Raw genomic sequence first — 13,060 nt, 5'->3', positions numbered from 1 at the left:
ATAATTTTAATTTGCATGCCATTCGTTATTATGAAAGATTGCTGTTTTTATTTCTTTTTGCGGGTAGCGTAGACTCTTGCGAGTGTAATCCAATCTCCTGCAGGGCTTTTAGCGATGCTGCGCCAGGTGAAAGAGTTGTCGGTGATATCGGAGAAAATCCATTTCATAGCTTTTGAGGTTATTTCAGTGAGGATGATTTCGTCACCTTCCTTGCATGCTTCGAGACGTGCACATTCTTCGGGGCATCCGTAGAATATTTCCCAGACTTGTCTTTCGGTGTTGAACAAGCGGATGGTGGTTCCGTAGGCGGCGTCGGGCTGAATATCAATGAGCCGCTCGGCTCTTGAAGGGACAATGAAAACGTCTTGTACGGCCATACCGTCAAGTACCCAGGAAAATATCCATTCGCCTTTCACACGGCGTGGGGTGGAGGTATTGAGGCGGTCATTCCAGTCGAGGTCCCATTCGCCAATCACTTTCTCAAAGTAATTGAACTCTTCTGGTATTCTCTCATTCTTACATTTGCAAACTAGTGCTTCTTCAAATTCTTTCATGATTTTCTGTTTAATAGTGTTCAAAGGTTATTCACGTTCTGTAATGTTTGCAGGCAAAGATAAATAAATTATATTTTTTTCTTAACAGATGAGTTAAAAAGTTATTTTGTCGGGGTTCATTCGGGTATCTTCAAATGCAAGGATGATAATGTCGTTTCCTTCAATCATATAATAAATAATATTCAAAGGGGTAACAACACATTGTCTGATTCCCGGATAGTGAATGCTCTCCTGAAAGGCCAACGGGTAACATTGTATTATTTTAAAGCAGTGCTCCAATTCGTCAATCAGATTATTGTAGCATCTGGTTCCCCAGGCATTCAGAACCTTATCACATATCTCGTCAATAGCCTGCTGGGCTTTAGGGGTAATTACGAGATTACAATCCATCCCTGTATTTCTTCATGAAGTCTGAGACTGGAATTGCCAAACCCTTTTTGTATTCTTCCCGGCTGATTTGTATATCTTTCAAAATATGTTCAGGTATTTCTCTTGATGATATATCTTGTTGATATGACATAGCAAGTTCTTGGAGTGAGGATGGCTCACTTTCCGGATATTGATATTCTATGTTCTTTTTCTTCATAGTCGTATATTATTTATTATTAGAGTACGGCAACAAATGTAGGAACTATTCTTGAAAAAAGCGGGTCGGTAGATAAAAAAACAACAAACTATTCTACCCTCGCATCACGATAACGTGCGGGGGACATGCCGGTGTGAGCTTTTACAAACTTGCCGAAGAAGGATTGGTTGGGGAAGTTGAACTCTTCTGCTATCTCTTTGATGGATTTGTCGGAGTGTTTCAGGCGGTGTTTGATATGCTCGATGGCTGTTTCGTTGATTAGTTCCAATGGTGTCCTTCCGCATGTTTTCTTGATGACTTTCGACAGATATTTGGGACTGTAAAAGAGCGCATCGGCAAAATAAGATACCGAACGGTGCATGCCATTGTCTGCCGATAACTTTTCAGCGAATTTCCGGAAAATATAATCGGCCTGTTTAATCCCTTCTCTCGCATGTCCGACCTCTCCCAGTTCGATAGCTTCTTTGTGGAGGGCCCCGAGCATCTCACAGAAAAGTGCGGAAAACAGATGCTGTATTACTTCTTTATGATAATGATGAGGATCGTCATTTATCTTTGCAACGATTAAATCCTTGTAATAAAAGAAGATTTCATTTTTGTTTTCACCAACGCGCTTTATCGGATTATTATGTATATAGATGGCTGTATTCCATGTCACTTTCTCCATTTTGAGGACACGTTGCAAGAAGCGGGTGGAGAAACCGGCAAGCCTGATTTTATTCCTGGGACTTAACATAATATGGCTGATGATGGTGTTGGGAAGGCCAAGTAGCAGGTCGCCATCTTCCAATTGATAAGTTTTACGGTTTATATCCAGTTGAATGCAACCTTCCACACAAATAGCCAGGAGAAAACAATCTAATCGTACCGTATCATTACCGGTTGGAGCTCCTTCCAGGCTGTTCACTATTGCAAAATCGTCATCTATATAATCGATGATATTCTCGTTGGTCTTAAAGTCTTCTATACTGACAGTTTTGATTTCTTCATTTTCCATATACTCTATTTTTGTTTTTGCAAATTTGGCGAATAACCGGACAACTAAGATGTTCTATTTCACTACTTTGATGTCCTGTATTTCACATGGGTATAAAAAATTAGCATAAAAAAGCGATGGTGGGGGAAAATAAGACATCCTTGGAGAGAAATGGGGCACTATGGCTATGTTCCTTTCGTCTACATTTGTCCCAGTTTTTAATAGCAATAGTATGAATAAAACAAGTAAAAAATGGATACGGCTGATAGGGATTGTCGGTTGTACGATGTGGATGGTATCCTGTAAACAAGCTCCGGATGCACAGATGAAATCTTCTTATTCAATTATGAAAGTGGCTCCGGCGGACAAAGAGCTTACTTCTTCTTATTCGGCGACGATACGTGGGCGGCAGGATATCGACATTTATCCTCAGGTATCAGGAACTATCGAGAAACTTTACGTAACTGAAGGGCAAAAAGTACGTCATGGACAAGTGCTTTTCGTTATTGACCAGGTGCCTTACAGGGCAGCTCTCAAAACGGCTACTGCTAACGTGGAAGCGGCACGTGCCGCACTGGCAACAGCAGAATTGACCTATAACAGTAATAAGGAACTGAATGCTCAGAAGGTCGTTTCGGACTTCAGCCTGCAAACGGCTGAGAACACTTTCCTCTCTGCCAAAGCACAATTGGCACAGGCCGAAGCGCAGGAACTGAATGCACGCAATAATCTCTCTTATACGGAAGTGAAAAGTCCGTGCGATGGTGTTGTGGGCGCATTGCCTTACCGTGCAGGTGCATTGGTGAGCGCGAGTATACCGCAGCCGTTGACGACAGTAAGCGACAATTCCGATATGTATGTTTATTTCTCCATGACTGAAAACCAGTTGCTAGCCCTGACCCGCGAGCACGGAAGCATGGACGACGCATTGAAGAACATGCCGGAAGTGGAACTGAAACTGAACGATAATTCGGTTTACGACAAAAAAGGAATCATAGAATCCATCAGTGGAGTCATCGACCGTCAGACAGGTACGGTGGTGGCACGTGTGGTATTCCCCAACGAATCGCGATTGCTTCATAGCGGAGCATCGGGCACGGTAGTGATACCGAGCGTTTATAAAGACTGTATCGTTGTCCCGCAGGGGGCGACTGTCCGGTTGCAGGATAAGACTGTTGTCTATAAGGTCGTGGACGGCAAGGCTGTCTCCACCCTGATAACCGTAGCCGGCATTAACGACGGGCGCGAGTATGTCGTGCTCGACGGGTTGAAAGCCGGTGATGAAATTGTATCGGAAGGTGCCGGGTTGGTACGCGAAGGTACTGTCGTAAAATAAAACAAGGAGAAAAAGAATATGAAAGGAAACATATTTATAAAACGGCCGGTGATGGCTATCTGTATCTCCGTGCTGATTTTGGTGATAGGGCTTATTTCGCTCTTTACGCTGCCGGTGGAACAGTATCCCGACATTGCGCCGCCTACGGTTTATGTGACCGCTTCTTACACGGGGGCCGATGCTGATGCTGTGATGAATAGTGTTGTCATGCCGTTGGAAGAGAGTATAAACGGGGTGGAGAATATGATGTATATTACTTCCACTGCCACCAATGCCGGTTCGGCAACTATACAGGTATATTTCAAGCAGGGGACAGACCCGGACATGGCAGCTGTCAATGTACAGAACCGTGTATCCAAGGCACAGGGACTTTTACCGGCAGAGGTAACAAGGATTGGTGTGACTACACAGAAACGCCAGACCAGCTTCCTACAAATCGGTGCAATGGTCTGTACCGACGGTCGTTACGACCAGACTTTCCTCGCCAATTACCTGGACATCAATGTTATTCCCCAAATCAAACGTATTGAAGGTGTGGGTGATGTAATGGAATTGGGTGATACATACAGTATGCGTATCTGGCTGCGTCCGGAACGGATGGCGCAGTACGGCCTTGTCCCTTCGGACGTGACGGCAGTGCTGGGCGAACAGAATATCGAAGCGCCTACCGGTTCGCTGGGAGAAAATTCGGAGAATGTTTTCCAGTTCACGATGAAGTATCGCGGACGTTTGAAAAGCGTGGAAGAGTTTCAGAACACCGTTATCCGTTCGCAGAGCGACGGTTCCGTACTTCGCCTGAAAGATGTGGCTAATGTGGAACTGGGTACGTTGACGTACAGTTTCCGTAGCGAGATGGACGGTAAACCGGCTGTTCTTTTTATGATGTTCCAGACAGCAGGTTCCAATGCAACGGCTGTCAATAAACAAATAACTGCCCAGATGGAGCAGATGGAGCAGAGCTTACCGGAAGGGACGGAGTTCGTCACGATGATGAGTTCGAACGACTTCCTTTTCGCTTCCATACATAATGTGGTGGAGACGCTTGTTATTGCCATCATCCTGGTTATCCTGGTGGTGTACTTCTTCCTACAGGACTTGAAGAGTACGCTTATCCCGTCTATTTCTATTATAGTGTCGCTGGTCGGAACATTTGCCTGCCTTGTGGCTGTCGGATTCAGTTTGAATATCTTGACCTTGTTTGCGTTGGTACTTGCCATCGGAACGGTGGTGGATGATGCCATTGTGGTGGTCGAGGCGGTGCAGTCAAAGTTCGATGCCGGATATAAGTCGTCTTATCTCGCTACGAAAGATGCGATGGGCGACGTGACGATGGCTATCGTTTCCTGTACCTGTGTATTTATGGCAGTGTTTATCCCCGTAACATTTATGGGCGGAACATCGGGTGTGTTCTATACACAGTTCGGTATCACGATGGCTACTGCGGTAGGTATCTCCATGATTTCAGCGTTGACCCTTTGTCCAGCTCTGTGTGCCATCATGATGCGTCCGTCGGATGGAACGAAGAGTGCAACGAGTATCAACGGACGGGTACGTGCAGCTTATAATGCTTCATTTAATGCTGTGCTGGGTAAATATAAGAAAGGTGTAATGTTCTTTATCCATCATCGCTGGATGGTATGGACTTCGCTGGTGGCTGCCATCGTTCTGTTGGTTTATCTGATGAATACCACTAAGACGGGACTCGTACCGCAGGAAGACCAGGGCGTTATCATGGTGAACGTAAGTACTTCGCCGGGAAGCACGCTGGAAGAGACAAACAAGGTAATGAACAAGCTGGAAGATATTTTGAATAATACTCCTGAAATAGAACACTATGCCCGTGTTGCCGGATATGGACTTATGTCCGGGCAGGGAACATCCTATGGTACAATTATCGTTCGCCTGAAAGACTGGAGCGAGCGAAAAGGGAAGGAGCATAACTCCGATGCCGTGGCTGCACGCCTCAATGCACAGTTCTACGGTATAAAGGAAGCACAGATATTCAGTTTCCAGCCCGCCATGATTCCGGGGTACGGTATGGGTAACTCCCTTGAGCTGAACCTTCAGGACCGGACTGGTGGCGATATGGCTACATTCTATAATTCGTCGATGCAGTTCCTCGGTGCGCTCAACCAGCGTCCGGAAATAACGATGGCCTATACTTCTTATGCGATGAACTTCCCGCAGATATCGGTAGATGTCGATGCGGCAAAATGTAAACGTGCAGGTATCTCACCGAGCACCGTACTCGATGCCTTGGGCAGTTATTGCGGTGGCGCTTATATCTCGAACTTCAACCAGTTCGGTAAAGTATACCGCGTAATGATGCAGGCTTCGCCCGAGTATCGCCTGGACCAGCAGTCTTTGGATAATATGTTCGTGCGTAACGGAGCGGAAATGGCTCCTATCAGCCAGTTCGTGACATTGACGGAAGTGCTCGGACCGGAAACATCCAACCGTTTCAATCTGTATAGCACCATTACAGCGAATGTGAACCCGGCCGAAGGATATTCATCCGGTGAGGTGCAGAAGGCTATCGAAGAGGTGGCAGCACAGAGCCTGCCGGCAGGATATGGATACGAATACGGCGGCATGGCCCGCGAAGAGGCCAGCAGCAGCGGTGCACAGACGGTTTTCATTTATGCTATTTGTATATTCCTTATTTATCTGATTCTGGCTTGTCTTTATGAGAGCTTCCTGGTTCCGTTTGCCGTTATCTTCTCCGTACCGTTCGGGTTGATGGGTAGCTTCCTGTTCGCCAAGATATTCGGATTGGAGAACAACATCTATTTGCAGACAGGTGTGATTATGTTGATTGGTTTGCTGGCAAAGACGGCTATCCTGATTACGGAGTACGCCATCGAACGCCGCCGCAAAGGAATGGGTATCGTCGAATCGGCTTATTCAGCCGCACAGGTTCGTCTGCGTCCTATCCTGATGACGGTGTTGACGATGATTTTCGGTATGCTTCCGTTGATGTTCTCCAGCGGTGCAGGTGCCAACGGTAACAGTTCGTTGGGTACAGGTGTCGTTGGCGGTATGGCTGTCGGAACACTGGCGTTGCTGTTTGTAGTTCCGGTATTCTATATCATCTTTGAATATCTACAGGAAAAGATACGTAAACCGATGGAAGAAGAAGCCGACGTACAGGTTATGCTGGAACAGGAGAGAAGTGCAACCGAACGTGGCGGCGTTGAATAATCAATAAATAAAAGGAATATGAAAAAGATAATTCTGTTAACGACTGTATCTGCCTTGCTAAGCAGTTGCGGCATATACAGCAAATATAAACCCGCTACCACCGTCCCCGACCATCTCTATGGCGAGGAAGTGGTGGCAGAAGACACCGCCAGCTTCGGTAACATGGAGTGGCGTGAACTCTTCACCGACCCGCAGCTGCAACAACTTATCGAACAAGGTTTGCAGAATAACACCGATTACCAGTCGGCCCAACTCCGTGTGGAGCAGGCCGAAGCGACTTTGATGTCTGCAAAACTGGCATTCCTCCCTTCTTTCGCCTTTACTCCGCAGGGATCTGTGAGTAGTTTCGACGGTCGTAAGGCAACGCAGACTTACTCGTTGCCTATCACCGCCAGCTGGGAACTCGATATCTTCGGACGTATGCGTAATGCGAAAGAACAAGCTAAAGCACTATTTGCCCAAAGCCGTGACTATCAGCAGGCAGTCCGCACTCAGCTGATAGCCGGTATAGCCAACACCTACTATACTTTGCTGATGTTGGACGAGCAGCTTTACATCACGCGCCAGACGGAGGAAGCATGGAAAGAAACCGTTGCTTCCACCCGTGCCCTGATGAAAGCCGGCTTGTCCAACGAATCAGCCGTATCGCAGATGGAGGCGGCTTATTACCAGGTACAGGCCTCCGTGCTAGACCTGAAGGAGCAGATAAACCAGGTGGAAAACAGTCTCGCCCTTTTGTTGGCTGAGACTCCGCGATATTATGAACGGGGAGAGTTGGGAGTGCAACAGTTCTCCGACAACTTCTCCCTCGGTGTTCCCATGCAGATGCTGGCAAACCGTCCCGATGTCCGTTCGGCTGAAAGGACGCTGGAAGCCGCTTTCTACGGAACCAACCAGGCGCGTTCCGCTTTCTATCCCTCGATAACATTGAGCGGTAGCGCGGGATGGACGAACAATGCCGGTTCGATGATTGTAAACCCGGGCAAGTTCCTGGCTTCGGCAGTAGGTTCGCTGACACAGCCATTGTTTGCCCGTGGGGAGATTATCGCCCAGTACAAGATTACCAAGCTGCAACAGGAAGAGGCGGCCCTTGCCTTCCAGCAATCGTTGCTGAATGCCGGAAGCGAGGTAAATGACGCCCTGACTGCTTGTCAAACCAGCCGTGAAAAGAGTTTCTTGCTGGACAAACAAATCACGTCCCTGGAAGCAGCATTAAAAAGCACTTCTCTGTTGATGGAGCACGGCACGACCACTTATCTGGAAGTGTTGACAGCCAGGCAGAGTCTGCTCAGCGCACAACTAACCCGTACCGCCAACCGTTTTACTGAGATACAAAGCGTGATTAATCTCTACAGGGCTTTGGGGGGCGGAAGAGAATAGCCCACTGTTTTTTATTTTTCGTACAACAAAGGAGGGGCTGCCTGGAAAGTGATTTTAGGGCAGCCCGTTTTTATGCCTTTCAGTGATAAGATTATACAATAATAGTCTCTGATTGTACAATTAGCGTGTAAAAAAGAATATCTATTTTTGCCTTCACTTAATCTAATTGTAATATCATGAAAACAATAGTAGGAAATCTATGTGCCGGATGCGTGATACTATCTTTGTTGTTTGTCGGTTGCGGACGACAGCAGAGCGGGAACAATACCGACGGGCAAAAAGAAATATATATAACCTCCTGTTTATTTCCGGAAAATGCTTCCGCAGATGAAAAGGCACGTCTGGCAGCCCATGTCGTACCTTCCGAACGGCAATTGGAATGGCAGAAGATGGAATTTACCTGTTTTATCTGTTACGGCGTGAATACCTTTACCGATGTGGAATGGGGGACGGGGAAAGAAGACCCTTCCGTCTTCAACCCGACCGAACTGGATGCCCGACAGTGGGCACGGACGGCGAAAGAGGCCGGAATGAAAATGATTTTGCTGACCTGTAAACATCATGACGGATTCTGCTTGTGGCCTTCGGCCTATACCGATTTTTCGGTGGCCTCCACTCCCTGGAAAGAGGGGAAAGGAGACCTTGTCCGCGATGTGGCGGATGCCTGCAAGGAATACGGCTTGAAGTTTGCCGTCTATCTGTCTCCCTGGGATATGAATCATCCCGATTATGGCACGGAAAAATATAATTATTATTTTGTCAACCAACTGACGGAATTGCTGACGCAATATGGCCGTGTAGACGAAGTCTGGTTCGACGGTGCCTGTGGTGAAGGCCCGAACGGGAAAAAGCAGGAGTATGATTTTATGCGCTATTATACAGAGATTCGACGCTTGCAGCCGCAGGCTGTCATTGCCGTTATGGGGCCTGACGTGAGATGGGTCGGGACGGAAAGCGGTTACGGTCGCGATACCGAATGGAGCGTTTTGCCTGCCGCAGCATCCAGTTTAGCTTCCATTGCCGAATCTTCGCAGCAAGAGGCGGGTAGCGGTACATTCTTACCGGAAGGAAATAAAATGGCGCAGGATTTGGGAAGCCGTTCTTTACTGACGGATGCGAAAGGAGCGATTTGGTATCCTTCGGAAGTCGATGTCTCCATCCGCCCGGGCTGGTATTACCATGCCTCGGAAGATTCTTCGGTGAAAACGCCTCAGAAGCTGATAGATATTTATTATAGTTCGGTCGGGAAGAACTCGCTGCTACTCCTGAACCTGCCTCCCGACAAACGCGGCCTGATCCACGAAAACGATATTTCCTCCCTGATGAACATGCAACGGATATTGGGAAAGACGTTTGAAAAGAACCTGCTGGAGAACGCCGTCCTGTCTTCTGGTAAAACTACCGAACTGACGGATAACGACCTGGAAACTTACTGGCAGGGTTCCGGAGAAGCCAATACGCTCGAAATCTCTTTTAAGGACGAACAGATATTCGACCGGCTCCTTTTGCAGGAGAATATCACGGAAGGACAACGTATCGAACATTTTGCGCTGGAATGCCTGACAAGTGACGGATGGCAAACGGTGGCAGAAGGGACTACGGTCGGATATAAACGGATTCTCCGCTTTGCTCCCGTACGTTGCAACAAAGCCCGGATTATTATAAATGGGGCTAGGGATGTTCCGCAACTATCGGAGATAGGCTTTTATAAGGCTTCAGAAGAAGAAATATAATGTATATATTGCCAGGCTGATTAGCGCGGCAATATTGAAGATCCACGACAGTGTCTCGTTAAGTAGTTTGGCATTTTTGAAGTTGGCGGAAAATGCCTTTTTGAATAAGTCGGCACTGTTGTAGGACTTCGAAATTGCCGCGCTAATCAGCTTGGCAATATTTTTATTTGTCCGGACTTGTTTCTCCGCTTTTTATCCTTTATCTTTACCGGCGTAACTTTAAAAGAGCAACGCATGAGCCATAAATTTCCTACCATATCAGTCACCAAACTGTTTGTAAGCATCGACCCTCGTCCGGCAACCGAAGAAGAGCGCTGGATGGGCCTTCCTGCTATTATTCCCGGTTATCGTCCGAGCGGCAATACGTTTATAGATCATTTTATGCCGTTGCTCCATGCCGGAGGGGCGCTTCCTGTGGGGTATTATGCCAGGGAACTTGAAGTGAGCGTCTCTGATTTGAATGGTGCGATAAAAGTGCTGGCCGGTACGTCGGTCGCACAATTCATTGAAGACTATTCGCTGGAGATGGCCAAATACATGCTGACGCATAGTAAATGTGAAATACGGGCGGTAGCACAACGTTGTGGTTATAGTCCCAGCGGCCTGTTCCGGGTTTTCCGGCGACGCTTTAAGATGTCGCCGGAAGATTGGCGGTGGAACTATCGTATTTCTTGACGAGGAACGATCAGCAGTTAAATTCTTCGTCGGAAGAAGGGGCACCCTTCTCAAACTCGGTTTTTAGCTGTCCGACCCATTTCCGGACTCTTTCATCGGTTTTATCGGACTGGTTCTCTATGTCCAGTATCAATCCGAGGAATTGCCCGTTTTGCAGTGCACCGGATCGGTTGAAATGGTATCCTTCCGGCGACGTCCTTCCAACTAGGGTGGCTCCCCGGTCGGTGAAGGCTTTTGCTAAAATGCCGATTCCATCGGCGAAATTATCCGGATACTTCTTCTGGTCTCCTAATCCGAAGAGGGCGACTTTCTTGCCGGTCAGGTCGAGACCGGTAAGTTCGGGGAGCGTCTCGTCCCAGTAGGTCGGCAGTTCGCCGTCGAACCAGGTGGAAGAGCCTGCGATAATATAATCATATGCATTAAACTCCTTTTCATCGGATTGTTCGACAGGAATGATATCGACGATATCTCCTCCGAACGTTTTCTTTATCTTTTGGGCGACAGCAGCAGTCTTAGCTGTCGCAGTTCCGTAAAATAATCCTATTTTTTTCATTATTCGTTTGCTTTTTTAGTAATCCAACAATTCTTTTGCCGCCTTATAAATCTTCTCTTCATTCGGCAGGATTGCCTTTTCGAGTATCGGGTTGAATCCGACGGGGGTGAAGAGGGAGCCGACGCGCTGTATCGGAGCGTCCAGATATTGGAACAGTTCGGCGCCAATCATACTGGCAATTTCCGCCCCGAAACCGGAGAAGACCTTGTCTTCATGCACGATCAGGACTTTGCTTGTCTTCTTAACAGATTCGAAAATAGTCTCTTTGTCCAACGGTATCAGGGAGCGGAGGTCGATAACTTCGACATTCCGGTTATGTTCCCGTTGTAACCGTTCGGCAACGTTCAGGCAGAGATGCGTGGTATTGCCGTAAGTGATAATGCTCATGTCGTCTCCCGGGCGGCGGATGCGTGCTTTGCCGAAAGGAACCTCGAAATCATCGGGAACCACGGCCGAGGCTTCCACCGCATTATATAAAGCCTTCGGTTCGAGGAAGAGGGTAAACCCTTTCGAACGCATGCTTGTCCGGAGTAGGCCGGCGGCATCATCGGCAAATGAAGGGTAAACGATTCGTGCACCGGGCAAGGTCGTCAGTGCCCCTTCTATCGTTTGCGAATGATACAGGCCGCCGCCGATGTATCCGCCCGAAGCCAGACGGAGCGTGATGTTGGGCGTGAACTGTCCGTAGCTTCTCCAGTATTCATGGGTACATTCCACATACTGTTCGACTGCCGGCCAGAAATAATCGGCAAATTCGGCACCTTCTATCACGACATGTATTTTGGGGTCAAAACGGCACATGCCGTTGGCCGTACCGACGATATAGTCTTCGGCAATCGGAGCGTTGAAGACACGGGCGTCGCCAAACTCCTGCTGCATCCCTTTCGAGATGTTGAAGACGCCGCCTTTTTCTTTATTGGCAATATCCTGCCCCCAGATGAACGTGTCCGGATTGTACCGGAACTCCGCTTTCAGCGTCTTGTTGATGGCGGTGACCAATGTTTCTTTTTCTCCCTTTTCATCGTGTGGTATGCCGTCTGTATACTTCCGGGGAATATAAGGTTCGGGCAAGACAAAATCGGTAACTGTGGCAGGGTCAGGGTCGGGAGCGGCAAGCGCTTTCCGGTTGGCTGCGGACAGGTCTTTCTTTGCTTTGTCTTCTATCTCCTTCAGCTCTTCTTCGGTAAAACGTTTATATCGGAGAAGCATGCGGCGGAATTTATACAGAGGGTCTGCCGCCTTTACATAATTCAGCTCGTTTTCATCGCGGTATAAAGTATGTTTGTCCGAGTTCGAATGCGAACCGATACGTACGCAGTTAGCCTGTACGATGACCGGCGTACGGTTGAGGGCATACTCTTTGGCCTCCGTCATGGCGTTCATGGAGTCGAAGACGTCTTTGCCGTTGCAATGGATAATCTTCAGGTTCTTGAACCCCGAGAAGTTGTCGGCAACCTTGCGGTTGGCGGTCTGGTCTTCTTTCGGGACGGAAATGCCATATCCGTTATCCTGGATGACGAAGATGACAGGCAAGCGTTCAGTGCTGGCACCGTTGATTGCTTCGTAGACGAAGCCTTCGGAAGTGGCCGATTCACCGTGGGAAGTGATAGCAACCCCCTTGTGCCCGTAGTAAACCATGGCACGCCCGACGCCGGCAGCATGCAAATCATGTGTGCCGGTTGCGGAGGATATATTTTCGATGTTCCATTCTGTTTTTGCAAAATGGTTGGACATGTGGCGGCCTCCGCCAGTCAGGTCGGTCGCCTTGGAGATGCCGTTGAGTATAATTTCTTCGGGAGTCATTCCTGCCGATAGAACGGTGAGCATGTCACGGTAATAAGGGAACAGGAAATCTTCTCCCTTTTTGAAAACCTGCCCGACCGCAAGCTGAATCCCATCATGTCCGGCGTAGGGAGCATGATACGACCAGCCTAGCGATTGCAGCAGGTAGGCAGGGGCCTTTTCGTCGAGAGCCCGGCCGAGTGTCATCAGATAGAACCACTTTTGCAGTGTTTCTTTATCCGTATTTTTTATATCGTACTTTTTCATGTTTAATTGATTTAATT

11 protein-coding genes are annotated in these 13,060 nt (G+C 48.0%); 5 read left to right on the top strand and 6 right to left on the bottom strand.

All coding sequences use genetic code 11. The annotated features are described in order from the left end of the window. Positions 1-47 precede the first annotated feature (47 nt). The 4 genes from NBH14_RS20470 to NBH14_RS20455 all read right to left on the bottom strand — a co-directional run bounded on the left by NBH14_RS20470 (position 48) and on the right by NBH14_RS20455 (position 2,137). Positions 48-554, bottom strand: coding sequence for a hypothetical protein (locus NBH14_RS20470; protein WP_186960981.1), 507 nt, complete (start codon positions 552-554; stop codon positions 48-50). A 93-nt stretch (positions 555-647) separates the two neighbouring features. Then, positions 648-944 carry a type II toxin-antitoxin system RelE/ParE family toxin gene (locus NBH14_RS20465; RefSeq protein WP_186960982.1) on the bottom strand — a complete coding sequence of 99 codons (297 nt, stop codon included), beginning with the start codon at positions 942-944 and terminating at the stop codon, positions 648-650. Continuing rightward, positions 934-1,140, bottom strand: coding sequence for a hypothetical protein (locus tag NBH14_RS20460; RefSeq protein WP_186960983.1), 207 nt, complete (start codon positions 1,138-1,140; stop codon positions 934-936). The genes NBH14_RS20465 and NBH14_RS20460 overlap by 11 nt, the downstream gene beginning before the upstream one ends. 88 nt (positions 1,141-1,228) lie before the next feature. After that, entirely contained in the window at positions 1,229-2,137 is a 909-nt protein-coding gene (locus NBH14_RS20455; RefSeq protein WP_186960984.1) for a helix-turn-helix domain-containing protein, read from the bottom strand. Between the two features lie 211 nt (positions 2,138-2,348). Here NBH14_RS20455 and NBH14_RS20450 point away from each other — a divergent pair, with 211 nt between their 5' ends. The 5 genes from NBH14_RS20450 to NBH14_RS20430 all read left to right on the top strand — a co-directional run bounded on the left by NBH14_RS20450 (position 2,349) and on the right by NBH14_RS20430 (position 10,441). After that, the gene (locus NBH14_RS20450) at positions 2,349-3,452 is read left to right on the top strand and encodes an efflux RND transporter periplasmic adaptor subunit (protein ID WP_186960985.1); all 1,104 of its coding nucleotides are present in this window, start codon (positions 2,349-2,351) and stop codon (positions 3,450-3,452) included. 18 nt (positions 3,453-3,470) lie between these two features. Then, on the top strand, positions 3,471-6,653 hold the full coding sequence (locus tag NBH14_RS20445) for an efflux RND transporter permease subunit (RefSeq protein ID WP_186960986.1): 3,183 nt from the start codon (positions 3,471-3,473) through the stop codon (positions 6,651-6,653). An 18-nt stretch (positions 6,654-6,671) separates the two neighbouring features. Then, the gene (locus tag NBH14_RS20440; protein ID WP_186960987.1) at positions 6,672-8,033 is read left to right on the top strand and encodes a TolC family protein; all 1,362 of its coding nucleotides are present in this window, start codon (positions 6,672-6,674) and stop codon (positions 8,031-8,033) included. A 176-nt stretch (positions 8,034-8,209) separates the two neighbouring features. Next, positions 8,210-9,766 carry an alpha-L-fucosidase gene (locus tag NBH14_RS20435; RefSeq protein ID WP_186960988.1) on the top strand — a complete coding sequence of 519 codons (1,557 nt, stop codon included), beginning with the start codon at positions 8,210-8,212 and terminating at the stop codon, positions 9,764-9,766. A 234-nt stretch (positions 9,767-10,000) separates the two neighbouring features. Then, positions 10,001-10,441 carry a helix-turn-helix domain-containing protein gene (locus NBH14_RS20430; RefSeq protein WP_186960989.1) on the top strand — a complete coding sequence of 147 codons (441 nt, stop codon included), beginning with the start codon at positions 10,001-10,003 and terminating at the stop codon, positions 10,439-10,441. A gap of 10 nt (positions 10,442-10,451) precedes the next feature. Here the strand turns inward: NBH14_RS20430 and NBH14_RS20425 are convergent, their stop codons facing one another. Both NBH14_RS20425 and NBH14_RS20420 read right to left on the bottom strand, forming a co-directional pair. Continuing rightward, positions 10,452-10,994: a flavodoxin gene (locus NBH14_RS20425; protein ID WP_186960990.1), complete on the bottom strand. Its 543-nt coding sequence runs from the start codon at positions 10,992-10,994 to the stop codon at positions 10,452-10,454. Between the two features lie 15 nt (positions 10,995-11,009). Then, complete coding sequence (locus tag NBH14_RS20420; RefSeq protein ID WP_186960991.1) at positions 11,010-13,043, bottom strand: alpha-ketoacid dehydrogenase subunit alpha/beta; 2,034 nt, start codon at positions 13,041-13,043, stop codon at positions 11,010-11,012. Positions 13,044-13,060: the final 17 nt, after the last annotated feature.

The sequence above is a fragment of the Parabacteroides caecihominis genome (genome assembly GCF_023656785.1).
Taxonomy (GTDB): Bacteria; Bacteroidota; Bacteroidia; order Bacteroidales; family Tannerellaceae; genus Parabacteroides; species Parabacteroides segnis.
This window is presented reverse-complemented; position numbering and strand designations above follow the sequence as displayed.

Coding starts and splice junctions, on each gene's coding strand:
- NBH14_RS20470 (WP_186960981.1), bottom strand. CDS start 554: ATGAAAGAATTTGAAGAAGCACTAGTTTGCAAATGTAAGAATGAGAGA.
- NBH14_RS20465 (WP_186960982.1), bottom strand. CDS start 944: ATGGATTGTAATCTCGTAATTACCCCTAAAGCCCAGCAGGCTATTGAC.
- NBH14_RS20460 (WP_186960983.1), bottom strand. CDS start 1,140: ATGAAGAAAAAGAACATAGAATATCAATATCCGGAAAGTGAGCCATCC.
- NBH14_RS20455 (WP_186960984.1), bottom strand. CDS start 2,137: ATGGAAAATGAAGAAATCAAAACTGTCAGTATAGAAGACTTTAAGACC.
- NBH14_RS20450 (WP_186960985.1), top strand. CDS start 2,349: ATGAATAAAACAAGTAAAAAATGGATACGGCTGATAGGGATTGTCGGT.
- NBH14_RS20445 (WP_186960986.1), top strand. CDS start 3,471: ATGAAAGGAAACATATTTATAAAACGGCCGGTGATGGCTATCTGTATC.
- NBH14_RS20440 (WP_186960987.1), top strand. CDS start 6,672: ATGAAAAAGATAATTCTGTTAACGACTGTATCTGCCTTGCTAAGCAGT.
- NBH14_RS20435 (WP_186960988.1), top strand. CDS start 8,210: ATGAAAACAATAGTAGGAAATCTATGTGCCGGATGCGTGATACTATCT.
- NBH14_RS20430 (WP_186960989.1), top strand. CDS start 10,001: ATGAGCCATAAATTTCCTACCATATCAGTCACCAAACTGTTTGTAAGC.
- NBH14_RS20425 (WP_186960990.1), bottom strand. CDS start 10,994: ATGAAAAAAATAGGATTATTTTACGGAACTGCGACAGCTAAGACTGCT.
- NBH14_RS20420 (WP_186960991.1), bottom strand. CDS start 13,043: ATGAAAAAGTACGATATAAAAAATACGGATAAAGAAACACTGCAAAAG.